This window comes from Micromonospora sp. NPDC005324 (assembly GCF_040607155.1).
In the GTDB taxonomy this organism is placed as follows: Bacteria; Actinomycetota; Actinomycetes; order Mycobacteriales; family Micromonosporaceae; genus Micromonospora; species Micromonospora trifolii.
In genome coordinates this window covers 135,529-157,722 of sequence record NZ_JBEXGE010000004.1, presented here as the reverse complement: position 1 = coordinate 157,722, position 22,194 = coordinate 135,529, and the positions used below count along the sequence as shown (strand labels likewise).

The following is a 22,194-nucleotide window of genomic DNA, read 5'->3' as shown; positions in this document are numbered from 1 at the left end:
TGATGGTTCGTTCGCTCTGCTCGCTCACGCGGGCTCCTTCTGCGGGGCGTCGTCGGCGAGGGTGGCGCGCAGCGTCGTCTCCACCAGGGCGATGACGTCCTCGGCCGTGAGGCCGGCAGCCTCTGCCCGGTGCAGCCAGGCGACCAGGTCGTCGCGCAGTTCGGCCTGGTTGGGCAGGGACGCGCCGGCCAGGGTGCGCTGGACGAACGTGCCCACCCCGGGTCGGCCACCGACCAGACCCTCGATCTCCAACTCCCGGTACGCCTTCAGCACCGTGTTCGGGTTGATCGCCAGGGATTGCGCGACGTCCCGGACCTTCGGCAACTGGTCGCCCGGTGTCAGCAGGCCAACCCGTAGCGCCTGTTTCACCTGCTGCACGAGCTGCATGTAGGTGTTCACCTTCGACCGGCTGTCCAGTACGAACTCGATCACTCCCGATGATCCTTCCTGTTGTCCTACGACAGTAGGACTAATAGACAGCTTCATCAGTGGCCCACCGGCTGTCAAGCCCGCGCGGCAGGTTCTGTCCGAACGTGGCGCGTCCCGTCCGGCACGCCGTGTGTTGTGCCGGTGCGCCGGGCCGATGCTCGTGGCACCGGTAGGCCAGCGGTTGGCACCGACGGGTCAGCCCGAGGGGAAGGGACCGGCAGCGATCCGCGTGGACGGGGAGGTGTTCGATGGTCACCAACGAACTGACGACGTCGAGGGCGACTCCACTACAGGCCGCTCGCGCCCGGGGCCGCGTACGCGGGCGGTTGATCCTGCTCGGCCCGGCGTTCGTCGCCGCCGTCGCCTACGTCGACCCCGGCAACTTCGCCACCAACTCCGCCGCCGGCGCCCGCTACGGCTACCTGCTGGTCTGGGTCGTGGTGGTGGCCAACCTGATGGCGATGCTGGTGCAGACGCTCACCGCGAAGCTGGGTCTGGCCACCGGGCGCAGCCTGCCCGAGCTGTGCCGGGAACGCCTACCCCGGCCGGTGAACCGGATGATGTGGGTGCAGGCCGAGTTGGTCGCCATGGCCACCGACCTGGCCGAGGTGATCGGTGGCGCGGTCGCCCTGTACCTGCTCTTCGGCGTGCCCCTGCTGCCCGGCGGGATCATCATCGGCACTGCCGCGTTCGCCGTGCTCGCCCTGCGCTCGCGCGGGTACCGCGCCTTCGAGGTCGCCATCGCCATCCTGCTCGGGGTGATCGTGCTGGCCTTCGCCGCCAACCTGCTCGCCTCCGGCTCCGATCCCGGCTCGGCCATGGCCGGCCTGGTGCCGCGCCTGCAGGACACTGACAGCGTGCTGTTGGCCGCTGGCATCCTCGGCGCGACAGTCATGCCGCACGTCATCTACGTGCACTCCGCGCTCACCCGCGACCGCATTCCCGCCGCCGACGACACCGAGCGTCGGATCCTGTTCCGCGGCCAGCGCACCGACGTGCTGCTCGCCCTGAGCGCGGCCGGCGCGGTCAACCTCGCCATGCTGCTGATCGCCGCGGCCAGCTTCCGGGGCGGCGGTCCGGGCGGTGCGGACAGCCTGGAGGGGGTGCACGCCGGGCTCGGCCAGACCATCGGGACCACCGCCGCGTTCGGGTTCGCCGTCGCCCTGCTGGTCTCGGGGCTCGCCTCCACGAGCGTCGGCACCTACGCCGGAGAGGTGATCATGCAGGGCTTCCTGCGGCGGCGGGTGCCGCTGCTGCTGCGCCGGCTGGTCACCCTGCTGCCCGCGCTGGCCGTGCTCGCCATCGGCCTCGACCCGACCCGGGCGCTCGTGCTGTCCCAGGTCATCCTCAGCTTCGGCATCCCGTTCGCGCTGATCCCGGTGGTCGCCTTCACCCGCCGCCGCGACCTGATGGGCAACCTGGTCAACCACCCGCTCACCACCGCCGCCGCGTCCCTGGTGGCCGTGCTGGTGGTCGCGCTCAACGCGTTCCTCCTCTGGCAGGTCGTCGCCGGCTGAGCCGGCCGGTCGGCGTCGCCGGTTGAGCCGGCCGGTCGGCGTCGCCGGTTGAGCCGGCCGGTCGGCGTCGCCGGTTGAGCCGGCCGGTCAGCGGCGTGGGCTGAGCCGCGCCGGCGTGGTCAGGTGCGACGCCCCTCGTCGCGGGCCGGGATCTCCTGGCGCTGTTCGAGGGCGTCCGCCGGGTTGGCGTCTGCCGGCAGCGACGTCACCTCCTCGAGCGTGCCCGCCGGGAAGGCGCCCTGCTCGGCCAGGTCGGCCTCGGCCGCCTCCGGGTCCACGTCACCCGACACCCGGTCCGGCGGCCCGACGTCGAACGCGTCCTGTCGTTGTTCGAGGGCATCCGCCTCCGGCGGAGGGAACGTGTCGCCCTGTTCATCCCGGTACGTGCTCATCGGAGCCTCCCACCCGGCGGGTGTCGACGTGCCGCCGGGCCGCTGCCTACCCGCCAGCGCCGCACTCAGGCCGCCGCGCTGGTCGAGATCTGGGCCGTATCCGGGATAGTGCTGCCCCCGCCGCTGCGGAAGCGGCACCATCCCGGTCGTTGCGCGGATCTGGAGAGGGGCTCGCGTCACGCCCGGCGGCAGTGGCCTGCGGTGGGCTTTCGTACCGTGGTGGGCGCCCCCAGGTCGACGGGGTTCGGGCCGCCCGAGCAGGCCAACGCGCCCACCTGGCCGCCGGCGAGGATGGGCGCCGACGCGGTACCGGTCAGCGCCAGCGGCCCGGATACCCGGGCTCCCACCATCGTGACGTGGTCGGAGGTGCCGGTCAGCGCCACAGCGCCGCGTACCTCGGTGTTCAGCACCTCGACGGCCGCAGCGCGGGACGCCGTCAGGTTTCCGGCGATCGAGGAGCTCTGGGCGACCAGGGCGGCGCCGGGCGCGACGGTGACCGGGCCGGTCACGGTGGCCGCGCGCAGGCAGGTGACACCGGTGGTGACGGTCAGCGGGCCAGCGTGTCGGCCGGTGACCACTGTGGTGCAGGCCGGTGGAGGCGGGATCAGCGTGGCCACGAACGCGCGGGCCGGCCCGATGTTGCCGACGGCGTCGATGTCCCGGTACTCGATGCGGTGCCGGCCGTACCCGGGAGACCGCTCAGCGAACGGAGACACGGACAGGCCGCCCGAGCCGAGGTTGCCGTAGACCAGGCCGTCCACGTCGGTGCCGGTGGCGGTAACAGGAACGGCGATCGGGCGTCGGTGGGCAGTCCCGCCGCGACACACAACCCCGCTCTGATCCGCACCCTCTGCCCCTTCCATGGCCGGTCGGCCTGGCGGCGCCGGGCCCGGCGGGGGCGCCGTCGTCCGGGCCTGCCGCGACCGTGGACATCTCGGACCGTGCCGGTCTCCGCACCGACAGGTAACCCTCAATGGGCGTCGAGGCCGGTCAGATGGAGGCGGGGACCCCCCGGACCGCTCGGCGCAGCCAGCCCGGCGTTCGGCTCGCGCCCGTGCCGGAACCGGCCCAGCCTGAACAGCCCATCGCCCACCATCAATGGATGTGTCCGGTTGGGGTCGTCGTTTTCGGCGGACGGCGTACCACCGACGATCCCGGACGACCTTCGAGGAGAGGGATCAACCATGCGATGGAACGCACGACAGGCCGCCGCCGGGGCCTTCGGGCTCGTCCTCGGGGCTGCGCTGGCGCTGGCCCAGGTCGCACCCGCCCAGGCCGAGTCGAACGGTGGCGTACGTGTGATGCCACTCGGTGACTCGATCACCGATGGCTTCAACGTGCCCGGCGGGTACCGGATCAACCTGTGGCAGCGGCTGGCCGGCGGCGGCTACACCGTCGACTTCGTCGGCTCCGGGTTCAACGGGCCGGCCAGCCTCGGTGACCACGACCACGAGGGCCACTCCGGCTGGCGCATCGACCAGCTCGACGCCAACATCGTCACCTGGTTGCGGGCCACCGATCCGCGTACCGTGCTGCTGCACATCGGCACCAACGACGTGAACCAGAACTACAACCTCGCCACCGCTCCGGCCCGGCTCTCCGGCCTCATCGACAAGATCAGGTCGACGGCTCCGGGAGCGGATGTCTTCGTCGCCACCATCACCCCGGAGGCAGACCCGAACCTGGAGGCCCGGGTGCAGGCGTACAACGCGGCGATCCCCGGGATCGTGGCGCAGAAGGGCAGCCGGGTGCACCTGGTCGACATGCACGCCGCGCTCACCACCGCCGACCTCGCCGACGGCGTCCACCCCAACGCCGGCGGGTACGACAAGATGGCGGCCCGCTGGTACGCCGCGTTGCAGTCGGTGCCCGGCAGCCTGGTCCCGGCGGGCGGACCGCCGGTGGGCACCGCCGTCGGCCTGGTCAACCCCGCCTCCGGGCGTTGCCTGGACGTGAACGGCGCCAGCACCACCGCCGGCGCTGCCACGATCATCTGGGACTGCCACGGGGACACCAACCAGCGGTGGACCCGCACCGCTGCCGGGGAGCTGCGGGTCTACGGCGACCGGTGCCTGGACGTGAACGGTGGAGCAGGCGCCGACGGTACGAGGGTGCAGATCTGGACCTGCAACGGCACCGCCGCGCAGCGCTTCACGTTCCGCACGGACGGCACTGTCGTGCTCGCCTCCGCCGGCAAGTGCGTCGGCGTGACCTCCGCCGGCACGGCCAACGGCACTACCACGCAGCTCTGGACGTGCAACGGCAGCGGCGCCCAGCGCTGGTCCGTCCGCTAGCGGACGCCCCGGGTCGGTCCACGTCGTACCGTGGCGGGGCCGGCCCCGGGGCGGGCCGTGACCGGTCCGACGGCGGTCAGTCGGCCGTCGCCTCGGGTGTGGTGTTCCGGCGCGTCCCCCCGATGACCGTCGACCGCGGCCGGGATCGGCCAGGATGGGCGGGTGGCCGGTCACGGCCGCGACGAGGAGGGTGGGCGATGCGGGTACGTGGACGGCTGACCCGGGGGCGGCGTGCTCGGGCGGGAGCGGTGCTGACCGCGTTGCTCGCGGGCGCGGTGCCGCCGGCCGTGGTGCCGGCGCCGGGCGCTGCCACGGCGGGCGCGGCGGCGGCGGGGACGCCGGTCTGCCAGGTGCGCGACGACCGGCTGCGCGAGATCTCCGGGATGGTCGCCACCGACGACGGGTACGTGGTGATCAACGACGGTGCCGACGACGAGGCCCGCCGCCGGATCTTCTTCCTCGACCAGCGCTGCGCGGTGGCGCGCACCGTCTCCTTCCCGTCCCGTCCCCGCGACACCGAGGACCTGGCCATCGGCCGGGACGGCACCGTCTGGGTCGCCGACATCGGCGACAACGACAGCTCCCGGACGACGGTCGGCGTGTGGCGGCTCGCGCCCGGGGCGAAGAGGCCGGTGCTGCACCGGATGACCTACCCGGACCGTCCGCACGACGCCGAGGCGCTGCTGCTCGACGCGTCCGGGCGGCCGCTGATCGTCACCAAGGGCGGCAGCGGCACCGTCTTCCTGTACGCGCCGACCACCGCGCTGCGGTCGGACGCGACGACGCCGCTGACCGCGCTCGGCCAGGTGACAGTGCCCTCGACCACGACCAGCAACCCGTTCTCGTTCCTGGGGCGCGGGGTGATCACCGGCGCGGCGGGCGCGCCGGACGGACGGCGGGTGGTGCTGCGCAGCTACGCCGACGCCTTCGAGTACGACGTGCCCGACGGCGACGTGGTCCGCGCGTTGACCACCGGCACCCCGCGGATCACCCCGTTGCCGGACGAGCCTCAGGGCGAGTCGATCACCTACAGCCGAGATGGCGGGTCGTTGCTCACCGTCTCCGAGTCCGCCGGTCAGTCAGCCGGCACCCGCTCGACGATCCTGCGCTACCCGGCCACCGCCACCACGCACACCGCCGTGCCACCCACGCGGTCCGACGACCCGGTCGCGCCCACCGCGGTCCGTCCGGCCGCCGGACAGGTCGGCGGCGGAGAAGGTGGGCGGACGTGGCCGCTGGCCCTCGGCGCGGGCACGCTGCTGGTCCTGCTCGGGTTGGCCGCCGCGCTCTGGTGGAGGCACACCGCGCGCCAGTGATCGGGCCGGGCCTGCGGCAGGATGGGGGGATGTCCGTCCTGTCCACGTTGCGCCACCCGATCATCGCCGCCCCGATGGCTGGTGGCCCGTCCACGCCCGCGCTGGTGGCCGCCGTGTCCTCCGCGGGTGGGCTGGGTTTCCTCGCCGCCGGGATGATCGACACCGGTCGGCTGGTCGCCGACGTCGCCGAGGTTCGCGCGCGTACCGATCGGCCGTTCGGTGTGAACGTCTTCCTGCCCGACCCCGGCGGCGTCGACGAGGCCGCCGTCCAGGCGTACGCGCAACGGCTCGCCCCGCAGGCCGCGCAGCGCGGGGTGAGCCTGGGCGAGCCGGTGGGCGGCGACGACGCGTACCCGGAGAAGCTGGCCGCGCTGCTCGCGGACCCGGTCCCGGTCGTGTCCTTCGTGTTCGGGCTGCCCGACCGGGCGGCGGTGGCCGCCCTGCGTGAGCGGGGCACCGAGGTGTGGGCCACCGTCACCCGCCCGGACGCCGCGAGCGCCGCCGCCGACCTGGGTGTGGACGCGGTGGTGGTGCAGGGCACCGAGGCCGGTGGGCATCGCGGTGGCCTGCCGGACGACGACGACTACGGGTTGCTGCCGCTGCTCCGGCTGACCGCCGCCCGCTGTGACCGGCCGTTGGTGGCCGCGGGCGGCCTCGTCGACGGCCCCTCGGTGGCCGCCGTGCTGGCCGCCGGCGCCGCCGCCGCGCAACTCGGCACCGCCTTCCTGCGCTGCCCGGAGGCGGGCAGCTCGCCGATGCACCGGGCGGCGGTGGCCAGTGCCACGCCGACCGCGTTGACCCGGTCGTACACCGGTAAGCGGGCCCGTGGCGTGGCCAACGACTTCCTGCGTCAGCACGACGCGGTGGCACCGCACGGTTACCCCCAGGTGCTGCACCTGACGCGTCCACTGCTCGCCGCCGCCCGGCGCGACGCGGACGCGTCGATGGCCAACCTGTGGGCCGGGCAGGCGCACCAGCTGGCCCGGGACGTGCCGGCGGCGCAGGTGGTCGCCGAGGTGAGCGCCGACGCCCGGGCCGCGCTGGCCACAGTGGTCGAGCGGTTCAGCCGCTGGGGCTGACCAGGACGCCGGCAACCGGCTCGGGCGGGCGGGCATGGCCAGGCGGGCAACCCGTTAGAGTCTCGCCGTGATCGAGATCGGTGCGCTGGTCGACCTGTCCCACCCGGCTGAGCGGGTCTGGCGCGCTCTGACCGATCGGGGGTTGCTCGGCCGGTGGTTCGCCGAGGCCGAGATGGTCGAGGGCGTACCGGACCGGATGCTGCTGCACACCGCCGGCCTGCCCGGCTTCGAGGCCAACGTCGAGGTCGAGGTGACCGAGCGGCAGGAGCCGGACCTCCTCGTGCTGGCCTGCGACGAGGCCGGTCGGCTCAGCGAGCTGACCTGCACGGTCACGGCCACCAAGCAGGGCTGCCGGCTGGAGCTACGGGAGGTCAGCACGCACGGCGCGTGGTCCGCTGAGCAGCACGACCCCCGCGAGCAGCAGCTCCGGCAGGCGCTGACCGTCCGGCTGCCAGCCATCCTCGACTGGATCGCCTTCCAGCAGGTCGACCTGCGCCGCGCCGACGGTCAGATGACAGCGGAACTGCCGCTGATCGGCGTACGCGGCAGGCCCGGTCGCAATCCCCGTCGGCGTCGGACGCTGGTCGCCCTGGTCGCCGGGGCCGTGCTGGTGGCGGGGACGGCGGCATGGGTGACGTTGCCGCCCGACGCGAAGCCGGCCGCCGCGCCCGCAGCGACCGACACCGCGTCGCCGACCGTGACGGCCGGCAGGACCGCCGTCGCCCCCACGGCGACCCCCTCGGCGCGCCCCTCACGGACCACCGCGTCGGCGACCACCCGGCCGAGCCGGACCCCGTCGGCGAAGCCCTCGCGGACGCCCGCGTCGGCGGCGCCACCTCCGCCACCGACGCCGATCACCGCCCGCTACGAGACCGAGTCCGACCGACTCTTCGGCTACACCGGCGAGATCGTGGTCGGCAACCCCGGTGGCGCGCCGGTGGCGGACTGGGCCGTGGTGGTCACCCTCGCCGAAGGCACCACCGTCGACGACGTCGACGGCGCGAACTGGCGACAGGACCGACGGGTGGTCACCTTCACCGGAGCCGCCGTGGCGGCCGGGGGATCCCAGACGATCAGCTTCGACGTCCGCGACAGCCGGCCGAAGGCCCGGGAACCGGAGAGCTGCACGATCGGGGGGCAACAGTGTGCGGGCCTCTGACTAGGCTGCCGTCATGGCACTGCTGCACAGGGCGACCCTGCACCCCACGAAGCTGGACCTGCTGACGGCCTGGCTGCCCCACCGACGGTGGTTCGCCGGACCGACAGGCGTCGAGGTGGTGAGCCGGGGCGCCTACCGCTTCGACGACCCGGCCGGCGAGGTCGGCATCGAGACGATGCTGGTCGGTGCCGCCGACGGGCCGGTCCACCATGTCCCGCTCACCTACCGCGCCGCGCCCCTCGACGGCGCGGACGGGTGGCTGGTCGGCACCACCGAGCACTCGGTGCTCGGCCGGCGCTGGGTGTACGACGGCTGCGTCGACCCGGTGTACGCCGCCGCGCTCGCCCACGCGATCCTCAGCGGCAGCGGCCAGGCGGAGCAGTACTTCGAGGTCGACGGCCGGCGCGAGGTGCGTGAACCGACGGTGACGGTCGTCGTCGACAGCGCCGCCGACGCCCAGGTGCCGGCCGTGGGCGCGGTGCGACGGGTGGTCGACGAGGACCGCACGCTCATCGACACCGACACCGTCGAGCTGGTCGTCGTGCGCAGGCCCGGGGCCGGGGCCGACGGGCCGGCCGGGGGCACGCTGAGCGGCAGATGGCACGGTCAGCCCACTACCGTGCCGCTGGCGTACGTCAGGACGCGCTGATCTGTGCGCGGTGGGCGGCCCGATCGCTCGGGCCGCCCACCGCTGTCACCACTGCGCCGGAGGCGGGGGCGGCGACACGGGCGGCCGGTCGTCGCAGGTGATGGTGTTGGGCAGCAGCCACGGCGCGAGCCACCCGCCGTCGTTACCGCCGAGGTCGGTCAGTGTGAACTCCGAACCGGCCGGGGTGAAGTGGAACGATCCGCAGTTGTTGACGCCTACCGCGCCGACGTTGCGGGCGTCCACGTTGGCGAACGAGGCCGACCCGGCCGCGCGGGCGCTGACCACCGAGGTGCCGGTGCCGTCGACCCGGACGTCCCGGAACCGCGCATCGGAGATCGAGTAGAGATCCTTCACCGGCCAGTCGCTGACCAGCATGATTGCGTTGTACGTGTTGTCCAGGTACGCGTCGCCGGTCACCTCGATGGGCGCCTCAATGCTGCGATCCAGGGCGAAGACCCAGATCGCGCCCAGCCCGATGTTCCAGTTCAGCTCGTACGTGCCGGCGCGGGCGGTGGTGTTGTTGGTGAACCGCAGGTACCCGGTGAACGGCTCCGCGCCGAAGCGGGCCCCGGCGTGCAGGCCGCTGCCCTCGCGTACCGGGTCGGCGACCAGGTTGTGCGAGACGGTGGTGTCGGTGCCGCCGTAGATGGCGATGCCGTTGGCCAGGGTCGGTGACTGCACTGTGTTGTGGTCGAACGTGTTCCGCGCGTTGGCCGTCTTCTCCGACCACATCGCCAGGCCGTCGTCGCCGGTGTTGCGGACGAAGTTGTGCGACACCAGGGAGTCGGTCACGCCGGTGTGGAAGTTGAGCGCGTCGGCGATCTGGTCGACGATGATGTTGTTGGTGACCCGGACGTTGCGCATCGGGCCGTCGAACCAGAGGCCCGCCTTGGTGTGGTGCAGGTAGAGCCCGTCGATGGTGGAGTCGCTCATCGCTCCGCCGATGGCGTTGACCTGGTCGGTGTCGATGCGCTCCCGGACGTCGCCCTCGATGGCGAAGCCGGAGAGGTGCACGTTACGGCTGCCGCCGTCGGCGGCGTCCCGCCCGTAGAACCCGACTCCGGTGTGCACCGAGCCGTCCGGCGCGGGAGTCGGCAGGGCGACCTCGCGGCCCCTGATGGTGGTGTACCAGTTGCCGGCGCCCTCGATGGTCACGTCGTCGACGATGATGTGCCGGTTGACCTGGTAGGTGCCCGGCGGGATGTAGACCTTGAGGTGGGCGCGCCGGGCGAAGGCGATGGCCCGGTCCAGCGCGTCGGCGGAATCCCGCCGGCCGGTGGGGTCGGCGCCGAACGCGAGCACGTTCGCGGCGAGCAGCCGGACGTGCGGTGGCGCGACCAACTCGGAGTCGAGCAGGTCGATGACGGTCCAGGCGGCGGCGCTACCGGGCGGCGCGGTGAGCCGGACCTTGTCGCCGGCCCGGTAGGTGCGCCCGAGCAGCAGCCTCTGCTCGTCGTAGAAGTGGGTGGGCCGGAACGGCTTGTCGATGCTCGGATACGGCGTGGTGGCCGACGGCACGCACTGGCACTCGGTGATCCACCAGTCCGGGTGCAGCAGCCCGGCCTGCGGGTCGTTGGTGAACGGGTACTGGTTGTAGAGCCACGAGTACTGCGAGGTGAGCGTCATGGTGCGCAGGTGCTTGCCGTTGACGGCGACCCGCAGCGGCGCGGTGATCCCACCACCCTGCGGCGCGTCCGGGATGCTGTACCGCACGGTGATCCCGTTCGCCGCGCTGGGCAGCACGAACTCCACGTACTCCCCGGGGGTGAGTCGGACCGCCCGGCGGCCGGAAGCCTCCGCGGGCAGCGTGTAGGCGGACCGGTCGGGTCCGATGATCTCGCCGTTGGTGCGGGCGTTCTCCGCTTCCTGCTCGAGGAAGTCGACGTCGGCGCCGCGTCCGGCGACCAGCGCCGGATCGAGGGCGGCCCGGGTGACCACCGGCTGCGCGCCAGCGGACCCGGGTGGACTGGCGGCGGCCGCGGTGGGCCCGGCGACCAGCACGGCGAGACCGGCCGCGAGCGCGACGGCGGTGCCGCTGGGCCGGCCGGGGCGTCCCCGCGCCGGCGTGAGGCTGCGAAACATCGGTGACCCTCCTGGGTGGGTGGTGGTGGAGGTCCGCCTGGCGCTCCCCCGACGCCCGACATTGATCGTCATGATGCAGCACCAGACATGGCACTGCAAGACACCTATCGAACATTGAAAATAAACGACTATCAGGCCGCAAGAAATGGACGGTCGTCGAGTTGAGGTGTCGCGCGTCGTCCGCCCCGACCAGCTCAGGCCCGGCGTAGGCTGGTCCGCGTGGATCAAGAAGACCGGATTGCCCTCTTCCTCGACTATGAGAACCTCGCGTTGGGCGCGCGCGACCATCGCGGCGGCGCGGCCTTCGACTTCCGGCCCATCGCCGACGCGCTGGCCGAACGAGGTCGGGTGGTGGTCCGGCGGGCGTACGCCGACTGGTCCTACTTCGACGAGGACCGCCGGATGCTCACCCGGTCCCACGTCGAGCTGATCGAGATCCCGCAGCGGATGGGCGCGTCCCGCAAGAACGCCGCGGACATCAAGATGGCCGTCGACGCCATCGAGTTGGCGTTCGAACGCGACTACATCTCCACCTTCGTGATCTGTAGCGGTGACAGCGACTTCACCCCGCTGGTGCACAAGCTGCGCGAGCTGAACAAGCGGGTCATCGGCGTCGGGGTCGAGGGGTCCACCTCGGGCCTGCTTCCCCCGGCGTGTGACGAGTTCCTGTACTACGACCGGCTGGAGGGCGTGGACATCCCGCCGGCCCGTGGCCGGCGCGCTCGTCCCACCACCCGGCAGGCCGGCGCGGAGCAACGCCCACCCGAGCCGGAGCGGGAGCACGAGCCGGAGGTGGACCGCCGGCCGACGGGGGAGGAGCCCGGCCGGGACGTGGACGCCCTCGCCGTGTTCGTCGCCCAGTCGGTCGCCGGGTTGCAGGGCAGCGCCAACGGTGAGGTCACCGCCTCCCGGCTCAAGCGCACTCTGCTGCGCAAGGACCCGACCTTCAGCGAGTCCGACTACGGCTTCCGCACCTTCGGCGAACTGCTGCGCCACCTCGCCGAGCGCAACGTGATCGAGCTGGCCGAAGGTCCGGCGAAGGGTGACCCCGAGGTCTCACTGCCCGAGCACGGCGACCGGGAGGTGGCGTTCGGTCTGCTCCGGGGTGTCGTGGCGGACCTGGGTAGCGGCGGCAACCCGGTGGCGTTGTCCGGGTTGAAGAACCAGGTACGCCGGGCCCGCCCCGACTTCAGCGAGAAGAAGCTGGGCTACCGCAGCTTCCTCCAGTTCTGCAAGGCCGCCGCCACCGCCGGCGTACTGGACCTGCGCTGGAGCCCCGAAGCCGACGACTACCTCCTGACGACCCAGGGGTGACCGTCGGAGCCGGACAACCGTCGACCGCTGTCGAGCGGGAGTGCCGGAGCTGCCCATAGGGTGGGCGGTGGGGCTGTCCCGAGGGCGAGGTGAGCGTCGGCATGTCGGGACGTGGCGAATGGACACTCGTCGGCCGCGACGACGAGCTGAAGACCATCGAGGACGTGGTGTCGGCGCGGCTGCCCGGGTTGGTGCTGGTCGGCGATGCCGGGGTGGGCAAGACGCGGCTGCTGCGCGAGGCGCTGGCCCGCGCCGCCGAGGACGGCGTGGAGTGCCACTGGGTCTCGGCGACCGGCGCGGCGCGGTCCATTCCGTTCGGTGCCGTCTCCCACCTGATACCCGCGCCGACCCGATCCCGCGCCGACCCGGTGGGGCTGGTCGTCAGCGTGGAGCGCGACTTCGCCCGTCGGGGGGCCGACCGACCGCTGGTGATCGGCATCGACGACGCGCACCTGCTGGACGAACCGTCGGCCGGGCTGCTGCACCAGCTCGCCGTGCACGGGCTGGCGGTCGCTGTGGCGACCGTCCGTGCCGGCGAACCGCTCTCCGACGCCCTCACCTCGCTGTGGGCCGGGTCGGGTCGGCGACTGGACGTACGCCCGTTGCCCGCCACCGCCGTGGAGCACCTGCTCGACGAGGCGGCCCCGGGCCCGCTCGACGCGATCAGCCGCCGCCGGCTGACGCACCTCGCCGACGGCAACCCGCTGCTGCTGCGGGAGCTGCTGGCCGACGCGATGGACACCGGCGGGCTACGCGAGTCGCGCGGGATCTGGCGCTGGTGCGGCACGGCGTCCGGCAGCCCTCGGCTGGCCGAACTGGTCAGTGCCCGGCTGCGCGCCCTGGAACCCGCCGCGCGCCAGGTGCTGGAGGTGGTGGCCTGCGGCGAACCGCTGTCCCTGGCCCTGCTGGAACGAGTCACCGACCCGGCCGCCATCGAGGCCGCCGAACGCAGCGGTATGGCGGTCGCGGAACGCTCCGGCGCCCGGACCGCCCTGCGGATGGCCCACCCGCTCTACGGCGAGGCGCTGCGGGCCAGCATGCCGGCCAGTCGTTCCCGAACCGTCTTCGGGCAACTCGCCGACGTACTGGCCGGCATGCCGCTGCGCCGCCGCGACGACGCCCTCGTCGCCGGGGTGTGGCAGCTCCGCTCCGGCAGCGTCCACCACCCGGGCATCGCGCTCGCCGCCGCCCGGCAGGCCATCGACCGGTTCGACATCGACCTCGCCGAGCGGTTGGCCCGCACCGCGTACGACGCGGGGCAGGGCTGGGAGGCGCAGTGGCTGCTGGCCCGGGTACTGCAGTACCAGGCCCGCAGCCAGGAGGCGTTCGACATGCTCCCGCCGGCCCCGCCCGCGGGCAGCAAGCGCCTGGCGATCTGGGCGATCACCCGGGCCGGCCTGCTCTACTGGGGCCTGGATCGGATCGACGAGGCGCACGACACCCTGCGGATGGTGCCGGCGGGCGCACCGGGCCACGACCTGACCGAGGCCACCCGGTCATGGGTGCTGTTCTACGACGGGCGGTGCGAGGCGGCGCTGGAGGTCGGCCAGGCGGTGCTGAACCGACCCGACATCGGCGTACGCGCCGCCAGCTGGGCGACCATGGGCGCCGCCTCGGCAGCCGGAATGCTCGGCCGACTCGATCTCGCGGCGGAGCTGGCCGAGCGGGGCCGGGCGGTGCTCGCCGCCGAACCGGAGCGGCTGCCGTGGAACGAGGCCCAGGTCGGCCTGGGGCTGTGCTACGCCCGGTACGCCGCCGGGGAGCTGACCGGGGCAGCCGAGCTGGCTGACCGGGGCTACCGCGACGCGGTGGCCAGCGACGCGCGGGGGATGGTCGCCGTCTGGGCGGGGTTCCGAGGGATCATCGGCAGGACGCAGGGCCGGCTCGACGCCGCCGCGGCCGACCTGCGGGAGGCCATCGCGTTGGTGGAGGAGAACGACCAGTACCACCTGGTGCGCACGTACTGGGCCGAGCTGGCCGGCGTCTGTGCCCTGGCCGGCGACCTGCCCGGTGCCCGTCGGTGGTTGGCCGCCGCCGACGCGCGGGAGCGGGCCGCCAACCGACTCTTCCACCCCTGGGTCGAACTGAATCGAGCCTGGGTGGAGGCCGCCGAGGGTGATCTCACCGCCGCGATCCGTACCGCCCGCAACGCCGCCGACCTGGCCCAGGACAGTGAGCAGCCCACCATCGAGGCGGTGGCGCTCTACGAGTGCGCTCGACTCGGCGCGCCGGAGGCGGTACGGGACCGGCTGACCGACCTCGCCGACCAGCTCGGCGGACTGGCAGCCACGCTCGCCACCGCTGCCGACGGTCTGGTCCGCGCTGACGGGCCGGCGCTGGAGACGGCCGCGGACGACCTCGTCGCCCGCGGCCACACACTGCTCGCGGCCGAGGTGCTCGGTGCCGCCGCCCGTGCGTACGCCCGGCGCGGCCGGCCCCGGGTGGCGGTGGCGCAGCGGGCCGCGACGCTGACCCGGAACTGCCGCTCCGTCCACACGCCACTGCTCGCCGCGGGCGCTGCGGACGTCGAACAGGCGACGCTGACCCGCCGGGAGCGGGACGTGGCCATGCTCGCCGTGACGATGCCGAGCCGCAGCATCGCCGACCGGCTGGGGCTGTCGGTCAACACGGTCAACAACAACCTGGCCCGGGTCTTCACCAAGCTCGGCGTCCGCAACCGGCAGGAGTTGGCAGTGGTGCTCGGCCACGCCCGACCGGGAGCGCGGGACAGGTCACCGGGTGCGATCCACCCTCCACAGTAGGTAAGGGCGACTGATCTATCGGGTTACCGCACGTCTGCCTACCGTGCGGTAACACCTACCGGTGCATCTCAGTCCCAGGAGGACGGCATGAGCCAACTGGACCCGAGCGGGCCGCCAGGACCGCGACCCACCAGGTCAGTCCACATCCACAATGCTCTCTTCGCCGCCGGGGTGGCGGTGGTCGTGGCCGTGGTCACCACTGTGGTCGTCCCGGCCGCAGGCGGTGCCCCGTCCCCAGCCGTCGCGGCCAGACCCGAGCCGGTGTCGTACGAGGCGCCGCCGTGTACCCGTGAGCTGGAGGGCACCACCTGGCTGCTCGACCCGTGCGTCAAGCCGGGCGGGAAACTTCCGGCCGAGGTCGAGGCGCGGCTCACCCAGATCCGTACCCACAATGCCGCCGTCGCCGACAACTGCCCCGACCCGACCGACACGCCGTCGCCCTCGACCTCACCGACCAGGGCGACCCGGCCGCCGGTGACGGCCGAGCCGATCTCGCAGCGGGCACCCGCCGCGACCGCTACCGCACCCACCTCAACGGGATCGCCCACGTCCACGGCGTCGCCCACCGCCACGGGGTCGCCCTGCCCCTCCGGCAGTGCCTCGCCGTCCGGTTCCAGCTCTCCTTCGGGTACGGCGTCGCCGTCCGGGAGCGCGTCCCCGTCGGACAGCGCGTCGCCGTCGGAGAGCGCATCTCCGTCGGACAGCGCGTCGCCGTCAGAGAGCGCCTCCCCGTCAGAGAGCGCCTCCCCGTCGGACAGCGCGTCGCCGTCGGACAGCGCCTCCCCCTCGGACAGCGCCTCCCCGTCGGACAGCGCCTCCCCGTCCGGCACGGCCTCCCCGTCGGACAGCGCCTCGCCGTCCGGCAGTTCCTCGCCCTCCGAATCGGCGTCCCCGAGCGAATCGGCGTCACCCACCGACGACCCGTCGAATCCGACCGACCCGCCCACCGGACCCACCGGGGGACCGCCTCCGCCGCCACCCCCGCCGCCGACCGGCTGCCCGAACGTGAGCGGCAACCCCACCCTCGTGGACGCGAACAAGGACCGGATCCGCTGCCGCGAGGTGCAGACGGTCTCCGACGACACGGTCCTCACCCTCACCGGGGACTCGATCAGTTCGTCACACCACCAGTTCGGCTTCGGCGTGGGCCCCGGCTGCCCGTCGACCTCGTTCGACGGCCGCGGCATGCCCGGCAACAACGGCGTCTACAGCTACGGCCGGCGCTACTTCGACATGGACGGCAGCGTCGTCGACTACGACAACTACGCCCGCACCGGCTACGGCACCGGTGACATCATCGCCGGCCGCGCCGGCCCGGACGCGTGCGGCAACGCCTGGGGCCGAGTGGCCAGCCCGCTCGGCCTCGCCACCGCGCGGATCGCCAAGGCGAAGGCGGACGGGCACCACGCGTACCACGCCACCACCGGCGGCGTGAACAACACCAACTGGACCACCGTCCTGACCCGGCTGGCCATGTGCCGCGGGCTCGAGTTCGCGGCGGAGACCCTGGACCCGTACGGCGTCTTCCGCTTCGAATGGGCGGCCGTGGGCGGCAAGGCCGGCATCGTCACCAACGGCGGCGGCTGCAACTTCTGGCTGGATCTGCCGGTCGGTGAGGACTACTACATCAACATCGGGGTGCCGCGCTACGACGGCCCGGCCCACTACGCCGGCATCACCGGCGACGCCACCACGATCGTCAACTCGCTGCTCGGCGCCGGCGCGGACAAGGTGGTGTGGATGCTGTACTACGACATCACCCCGGCCAACGTCGACGTCGGCCAGTACGCGTGGGCCAAGCTCAGGTCGCTCCTGCCCACCGGGACGCACTCCTACCTGCCGGCGGCGCCGGTGTCGACACTGCAACCGCTGATCGACCCGCTCTGGGTGGGCACCGTGCGAGGCGTGATCAGCGATCTCAACTGGGCCATCCAACTCGGCGTCCCGTTCGACCCCGCCGTCCGGGTGGCGATGCCGCCACCGTTCACTCCGGGTGACCTCCAGATCACCGCCGAGGGTGGCTCGCCGCACCCGAGCCCCTCCGGGCAGGACGCCTTGGCCAACACCCTGGCAGGGGTGCTCAGCGGCATGTGAATCGCGCCTGATTCGTTACTCAGGACGGGGAGGAGCCGCCGTCGCGGTTCCTCCCCGGTAACGGTCAGGTTGAAGTGCGCCGGATTTACGACTATCGCCCTACTATCCACCCTGCTGCGCCGTACCCTCGGCGCAAAAATTGCTATACGGTCGGCGAATGAAGGTCGAGGAGCATTGGTGGAACGGAGACACGACCCCGCGCGGGCGCCGGGACGTGTACATCCGTACTGACGGGCAGGGTTGGGAGGTCCGCGCCCAGATCGGTGGGGCGTCGGGTCGTGAGCGGGTGCAGCAGTGCCCAAGCCGGGCCTCGGCGGCCATCCTCGCCGACGCCTGGCGCGGCACTCACCCATCCTGGCGCGAGCTGAAGCAGCGCTGATCCGGCACCGGGCCGGGTCGGCAACGCTCCCGGGCTCCTCCAGCCCGGCGCGCCCGCCGACCGGCCCGGCGCTCGGTAACCACTGACCAACTCGGCTACGGTCAGCTCGCAGGTCATCCCTTCTGCAGCATGACGGAAGCAACGTCTGCCAGAAGCGCCAGCGCCCAACCGACCACTGTCGCGAGGTGGCCGAGGATCTCGCCGCCCGCATCAAGAGCGGCGAGTACGCGGCGGGGGAGCGTCTACCCACCTACAACGAACTATCGGACCTCTACGACGTCAGCGTGACCACGGTCCAGCGGGCGATCATCGTTCTGCAGACCCGCGGCTTGGTGGTGGGCCTCTAGGGGCGTGGCCTGTGGGTCGCCGAGGATGTTGGATCTGCCTGATCACATGATGAGGATCAGTTCATGGCGGGCCGGCTCAACTTCTCATCAAGTGATCAAGTGATGATAAGTAGGTCCCGGGGAGCGGATTGAGCTACTTTTCATCACCTGATCAATGGATGGTGGCGGATCTCCGTGTCTCCGCCCTCAGGTCGGGTATCCGAAGGGCTGCCGGTCGCGCCCGATGGAGGTCGCCCATGTCGCAGGGTCCCGACGAGGAGAACCCCAGGATCGACGAGGAGGTCCGAGAGGCCGAGCGTCGGCTCGCCAACCTCGGCACCTCGTCGGACGACGCGCTGACCGACGACGACGCCCGCGCGCCGGACGGTGCTCCCGCCGAGGAGAACGCCGATCAGGGCCTGCCCGGCGTCCCGCCGGACAGGCCCTGGCGTCGGTCAGCGCTTCAGCGTGAAGGTGAAGTCGCCGGAGCGCTTGCCGCTCAACCGGACTGCCGAAACGACTTTTCCCTCCATGATCAGTCGGTCGACCTCGGCCCGCGACAGACCGCAGCCATCAGCGATCAGTCGTGTCGGCCGGACCGGGATCCGTGCCGCGTTGCGGACCGCGACGTCGATCACGTCGAGGTCCAGGTGATCCGGTCCGCCGGTGTCGAGACGCCAGGCGCTGTCCCAATCGAGGACGAACCGGTTTCGGTGCTGGACACCCGGATCCTGAAGCAGTTCGGCGGTCAGGCCGGGGTCGTTGTCATGCAGCCGGTCCAGCAGTTCGGGTGGGATGGAGCGCACCGTCATCCGCTCCAGGACGGTGAGCTTCGCCGTCTCCCCGCACCCGGTGCAGAGCGCGAGCAGCCAGGCGTCGAGGAGCTTGTGGTTGGCGTTGACACGGAACTTGCCGCTCGCCCGAAGGCGTTGGGACGCGCACGCGTGGCAACGGCGGCGAACGATCGGTAGGCAGGTGGGCACGACGGCCCAATTTTCGAGCACAGAAGTACACCGGTTTCAGTGAGAAGTCCGCAGCAAAAAGGAGCGCGGCGCAGCTGCGCGACGCGCGACAGATCAGCTCTCGGGAGGTCTCACAGGGTGTACAACGGCACGTCCTTGCCTAGACGACCTGGTTGCGCAGCACGGTAACGGCGCGCGGCGGCGCCGTTCCACTGGTTTTCGCGCACGCGTCAGGAGCCCGGGTGGCCGGACGTGCGAACCGGTCAGACGGTCGGGACCGGCAGCACCACGCCCTCGGCCGCCGACCGGTGCGCCAGCTCGATCAACTCGACAGTGTGGACCGAGTCCCCGGGGTCCACCGGCATCGGCGCGCCGTCGCGCAGCGCAGCCGCCACCTGTGCGTAGAAGCTCTGGTACGCGCCGGGCTCCGTCGGCACCGGCCGCAGGTCACCGTCGACGCCGAGCAGGCCGTAACGGTCCGGCGGGACCTCGCCCCAGCCCGGCTGGCCCGGTCGGCCGCCGTCGTGCAGCGCCGCCTCCTGTACGTCCAGCCCGTAGCTGGTGTAGCCGGCCCGATCGCCCAGCACCCGCAGGCGCGGCCCGATCTGAGCGGTCACCGCGCCCATCCACAGGTGCGAGTGGACCCCGTTGGCGTGGGTCAACGCCACGAAGGCGTCGTCGTCGACGGCCGCGCCCCCGCGGCGACGGTCCACCTCCGCGTAGACGCGGTCGACAGGGCCGAACAGCTGCACCGCCTGGTCGACGAGGTGGGCGCCGAGGTCGAAGAGGGCGCCGCCGGCCTCCTCCGGACCGGCGAGCTCCCGCCAGCCCGGCTTGATCGTCGGACGGAACCGCTCGAACCGGGACTCGAAGCGCAGCACCTGCCCCAACTCGCCCTGCTCGACCAGGCGGCGGACGGTCAGGAAGTCGCCGTCCCAGCGCCGGTTCTGGAAGACCGTCAGCGGCACCCCACGCTCGGTCGCCTCGTCGATCAGCACCCGGCCCTCCGCGGCGGTGGGGGAGAGGGGCTTGTCGACGACGACCGGCAGGCCGGCGGCGAGCGCCGCGCGCGCCATCGGCACGTGCTGCCGGTTCGGTGTCGCCACCACGACCAGGTCCAGGGCGTCCGGGGTACGCCACAGCTCGTCGGCGTCGTCGACCAGGCGGGCGTCCGGGAAGTGCTGTCGCGCCTGCTCGCGTCGCTGCGGATCACGGGTCACGATGGCGTCGAGCCGCAGCCCGGGAGTCGCGGCGATCAGCGGCGCGTGGAACACCCGGCCCGCCAGCCCGTACCCCAGCAGACCAACCCGCAGCGCCTTCGCCATGCCGTGCCCCCGTCCTGATGGTCCGCGCCCTGAGCTGGCGCCGGTACCGCTGAGGAGAATCTACGCCGGGGGCGGTAGGGCTCCATCTGGGCCCGGCGCCGTTCAGGTCACCGGGTCGGCGCGCAGGTAGGTGAGGACCGCGAGCACCCGACGGTTGGTGTCGTCGCTGGGCGGCAGGTCGAGCTTCAGCAGGATGTTGCCGACGTGCTTGCCGACCGCCGCCTCGCTGACGTGCAACCGGCCGGCGATCGACGCGTTGGACCGCCCCTCGGCGAGCAGCGCCAACACCTCGCGTTCCCGGGCGGACAGCGCGGCGAGCGGGTCGCGGGGGCGGTGCAGAAGTTGCCGAACCACGTCCGGGTCGATGGCGGTGCCGCCGCCGGCGACCCGGCGCAGCGTGTCGACGAACTCGGTGACCTCGGCGACCCGGTCCTTGAGCAGGTAGCCGACCCGTTGGCCGTCGCCGCTGTCCAGCAGCGCCGCCGCGTAACCGGTCTGCACGTACTGACTCAGCACCACGACCGGGAGGTCCGGTCGCTCGGTGCGCAGCGCGACGGCCGCGCGCAGCCCGTCGTCGCGGCGGCCCGGCGGCATCCGAATGTCGGTCAGCACCAGGTCCGGTTGGTGGTCGCGGGCCGCAGCCAGCAGGTCCGGCGCGGAGCCGACGGCTGCGCACACAGTGAAGTCGAAGCGGGTCAGCAGGGCGACCAGACCCTCCCGCAGCAGCACCTCGTCCTCGGCGAGCACCACCCGGGTCACCGACGACATGGCAGCTCCACCCGGACCACTGTAGGCCCGCCGGGCGGGCTGGACAGCAGCAGCCGGCCATCCACGGCGGCGACCCGGTCGGCGAGCCCGGTCAGGCCGGTGCCCCGGGCCGGGTCGGCGCCGCCGTGACCGTCGTCGGTCACCTCGACGACGAGGTCACCGCCGACCCGGCTGAGGCGTACGTCGGCGCGGGTCGCCCGGGCGTGCCGGGCCACGTTGCCCAGCGCCTCGGAGACCACGAAGTAGGCCGTCGTCTCCACGATCTCCGGCAGCTCGTCGTGCGCGTCGGCGTGCACGGTGACCGGGATGGTGGCGCCGTCGGCCAACTCGCGTACGGCGCCGGCCAGGCCGAGGTCGGTGAGGCTCTGCGGGCGGATGCCGTGCACCAACTGCCGCAGCATCACCATCAGGCCCCGGGCCTGGTCGTGCGCGACGGCGAGCGGTCGGGAGGCGGGAGAGTCCTCGGGTACGTCCAGCCGGGCCAGCCCCAGCTGGAGGGTGAGGCTGGTGAGCCGGGGCTGCGCGCCGTCGTGCAGGTCGCGCTCGATGCGGCGGCGTTCGGCCTCGTACGCGCCGACCAGTCGGGTGCGGGAGCGGGTGACCTCGCGCAGCGCCGCCGCGTCCACCGGGTGGGCCAGCAACCACCGCGCCACGGCTGCCTGGACGGCGGCGAGCAGACCGGCGGCGTACCAGAGCACCGGGATCAGCAGCACCCCCACTATCGCGTACGGAATGGCTTCGCCGGTGGTGTCGATCGGCTGCCAGATCACCACCGGCTCGTTGGCGTCGCCGGCCAGCCAGGGGCTGGTGATCATCCCGAGGTCGAGCAGCACCAGGACCAGGAACACCCAGTACGCGACCGGCGTGAACCCGCCCAGCCAGAACAGGTACGCCACTTCCCGCCAGGTCGCGGCGCTGCGGTAGCGGGCGACCAGGCCCGGCCACGGCGACGAGGCCAGCGGACGATTGTCGACGAGCCCGACCCGCCACCGCTCGACGACGGCCACCGCGAAGCTCAGGAGCGGGGCCAACACCACCAGGATGACGCTGCCGGTGATCAGGAACAGCATCAGCGCGATGCTCGGCGGTCGGCCGTGCTGCCGGAGCGTGCTGACGACGGGCAGCATGGGTCCGCCGATGATGAGCAGCCCGACACCGAGGACGCCGGCGATCGGCACTGTGGTCACCAGGTAGGCCAGCGCGCGCCAGGGCCACGCGGAGATCAGCCAGCGGCGGCGGCGCAGCGCCTCGGCCAGGTGCGAAGGGTGTTCCGTGGTCATGCAGCAGACGCTAATCGGGAGCGAGCGGGTGCCCCAGCCGTCCAGATCCACTCTTCAGGGTATGCCC

20 protein-coding genes are annotated in these 22,194 nt (G+C 72.6%); 11 read left to right on the top strand and 9 right to left on the bottom strand.

From position 1 onward, the window contains the following. Positions 1-24: 24 nt before the first annotated feature. Positions 25-432, bottom strand: coding sequence for a GntR family transcriptional regulator (locus tag ABZS40_RS05900; protein WP_354942223.1), 408 nt, complete (start codon positions 430-432; stop codon positions 25-27). A gap of 245 nt (positions 433-677) precedes the next feature. Between ABZS40_RS05900 and ABZS40_RS05895 the strand changes: the two genes are divergently transcribed. After that, positions 678-1,946 (top strand): Nramp family divalent metal transporter, encoded by a 1,269-nt coding sequence (locus ABZS40_RS05895; RefSeq protein ID WP_354942222.1) that lies wholly within the window; start codon positions 678-680, stop codon positions 1,944-1,946. A gap of 119 nt (positions 1,947-2,065) precedes the next feature. Here ABZS40_RS05895 and ABZS40_RS05890 read toward each other — a convergent pair whose 3' ends face one another. Together ABZS40_RS05890 and ABZS40_RS05885 are read right to left on the bottom strand one after the other, a co-directional pair. Beyond that, a complete protein-coding gene (locus tag ABZS40_RS05890; RefSeq protein ID WP_238677066.1) occupies positions 2,066-2,338 on the bottom strand; it encodes a hypothetical protein in 273 nt (90 codons plus the stop codon). A gap of 176 nt (positions 2,339-2,514) precedes the next feature. Then, complete coding sequence (locus ABZS40_RS05885) at positions 2,515-3,099, bottom strand: hypothetical protein (RefSeq protein WP_354942221.1); 585 nt, start codon at positions 3,097-3,099, stop codon at positions 2,515-2,517. Between the two features lie 423 nt (positions 3,100-3,522). Here ABZS40_RS05885 and ABZS40_RS05880 point away from each other — a divergent pair, with 423 nt between their 5' ends. The 5 genes from ABZS40_RS05880 (at position 3,523) to ABZS40_RS05860 (ending at position 8,835) form a co-directional block, all read left to right on the top strand. Further along, positions 3,523-4,632 (top strand): ricin-type beta-trefoil lectin domain protein, encoded by a 1,110-nt coding sequence (locus ABZS40_RS05880; RefSeq protein ID WP_354942220.1) that lies wholly within the window; start codon positions 3,523-3,525, stop codon positions 4,630-4,632. A gap of 197 nt (positions 4,633-4,829) precedes the next feature. Further along, positions 4,830-5,948, top strand: a complete 1,119-nt coding sequence (locus ABZS40_RS05875) for a hypothetical protein (protein ID WP_354942219.1) — start codon at positions 4,830-4,832, stop codon at positions 5,946-5,948. Between the two features lie 29 nt (positions 5,949-5,977). Then, a complete protein-coding gene (locus ABZS40_RS05870) occupies positions 5,978-7,027 on the top strand; it encodes a nitronate monooxygenase (protein ID WP_354942218.1) in 1,050 nt (349 codons plus the stop codon). A gap of 67 nt (positions 7,028-7,094) precedes the next feature. Further along, the gene (locus tag ABZS40_RS05865; protein WP_354942217.1) at positions 7,095-8,186 is read left to right on the top strand and encodes an SRPBCC domain-containing protein; all 1,092 of its coding nucleotides are present in this window, start codon (positions 7,095-7,097) and stop codon (positions 8,184-8,186) included. Between the two features lie 13 nt (positions 8,187-8,199). After that, complete coding sequence (locus ABZS40_RS05860) at positions 8,200-8,835, top strand: hypothetical protein (RefSeq protein WP_354942216.1); 636 nt, start codon at positions 8,200-8,202, stop codon at positions 8,833-8,835. Between the two features lie 45 nt (positions 8,836-8,880). On the opposite strand, the gene ABZS40_RS05855 is transcribed toward ABZS40_RS05860, so the two are convergent. Continuing rightward, positions 8,881-10,917: a glycosyl hydrolase family 28-related protein gene (locus tag ABZS40_RS05855; RefSeq protein WP_354942215.1), complete on the bottom strand. Its 2,037-nt coding sequence runs from the start codon at positions 10,915-10,917 to the stop codon at positions 8,881-8,883. Positions 10,918-11,136: 219 nt separating this feature from the next. Between ABZS40_RS05855 and ABZS40_RS05850 the strand changes: the two genes are divergently transcribed. Beyond that, on the top strand, positions 11,137-12,231 hold the full coding sequence (locus ABZS40_RS05850) for a PIN domain-containing protein (RefSeq protein WP_354942214.1): 1,095 nt from the start codon (positions 11,137-11,139) through the stop codon (positions 12,229-12,231). A gap of 101 nt (positions 12,232-12,332) precedes the next feature. Further along, positions 12,333-14,993 (top strand): AAA family ATPase, encoded by a 2,661-nt coding sequence (locus ABZS40_RS05845; RefSeq protein WP_354942213.1) that lies wholly within the window; start codon positions 12,333-12,335, stop codon positions 14,991-14,993. Positions 14,994-15,061: 68 nt separating this feature from the next. On the opposite strand, the gene ABZS40_RS05840 is transcribed toward ABZS40_RS05845, so the two are convergent. Then, a complete protein-coding gene (locus ABZS40_RS05840) occupies positions 15,062-15,907 on the bottom strand; it encodes a hypothetical protein (RefSeq protein ID WP_354942212.1) in 846 nt (281 codons plus the stop codon). Positions 15,908-15,998: 91 nt separating this feature from the next. On the opposite strand from ABZS40_RS05840, the gene ABZS40_RS05835 reads away from it, so the two are divergent. The 3 genes from ABZS40_RS05835 to ABZS40_RS05825 all read left to right on the top strand — a co-directional run bounded on the left by ABZS40_RS05835 (position 15,999) and on the right by ABZS40_RS05825 (position 17,813). Then, positions 15,999-17,087, top strand: coding sequence for a hypothetical protein (locus tag ABZS40_RS05835; protein ID WP_354942211.1), 1,089 nt, complete (start codon positions 15,999-16,001; stop codon positions 17,085-17,087). A 157-nt stretch (positions 17,088-17,244) separates the two neighbouring features. After that, positions 17,245-17,466: a hypothetical protein gene (locus ABZS40_RS05830; protein WP_030335934.1), complete on the top strand. Its 222-nt coding sequence runs from the start codon at positions 17,245-17,247 to the stop codon at positions 17,464-17,466. A gap of 185 nt (positions 17,467-17,651) precedes the next feature. Further along, complete coding sequence (locus tag ABZS40_RS05825; RefSeq protein WP_354942210.1) at positions 17,652-17,813, top strand: winged helix-turn-helix domain-containing protein; 162 nt, start codon at positions 17,652-17,654, stop codon at positions 17,811-17,813. Between the two features lie 434 nt (positions 17,814-18,247). Here the strand turns inward: ABZS40_RS05825 and ABZS40_RS05820 are convergent, their stop codons facing one another. The 4 genes from ABZS40_RS05820 to ABZS40_RS05805 all read right to left on the bottom strand — a co-directional run bounded on the left by ABZS40_RS05820 (position 18,248) and on the right by ABZS40_RS05805 (position 22,127). Continuing rightward, positions 18,248-18,796 (bottom strand): DUF1062 domain-containing protein, encoded by a 549-nt coding sequence (locus ABZS40_RS05820; protein ID WP_354942209.1) that lies wholly within the window; start codon positions 18,794-18,796, stop codon positions 18,248-18,250. A 221-nt stretch (positions 18,797-19,017) separates the two neighbouring features. Next, on the bottom strand, positions 19,018-20,079 hold the full coding sequence (locus ABZS40_RS05815) for a Gfo/Idh/MocA family oxidoreductase (protein WP_354942208.1): 1,062 nt from the start codon (positions 20,077-20,079) through the stop codon (positions 19,018-19,020). A gap of 102 nt (positions 20,080-20,181) precedes the next feature. Then, positions 20,182-20,847, bottom strand: a complete 666-nt coding sequence (locus ABZS40_RS05810; protein WP_354942207.1) for a response regulator transcription factor — start codon at positions 20,845-20,847, stop codon at positions 20,182-20,184. After that, on the bottom strand, positions 20,835-22,127 hold the full coding sequence (locus ABZS40_RS05805) for a sensor domain-containing protein (protein ID WP_354942206.1): 1,293 nt from the start codon (positions 22,125-22,127) through the stop codon (positions 20,835-20,837). Before ABZS40_RS05805 ends, ABZS40_RS05810 begins: the two co-directional genes overlap by 13 nt. Positions 22,128-22,194: the final 67 nt, after the last annotated feature.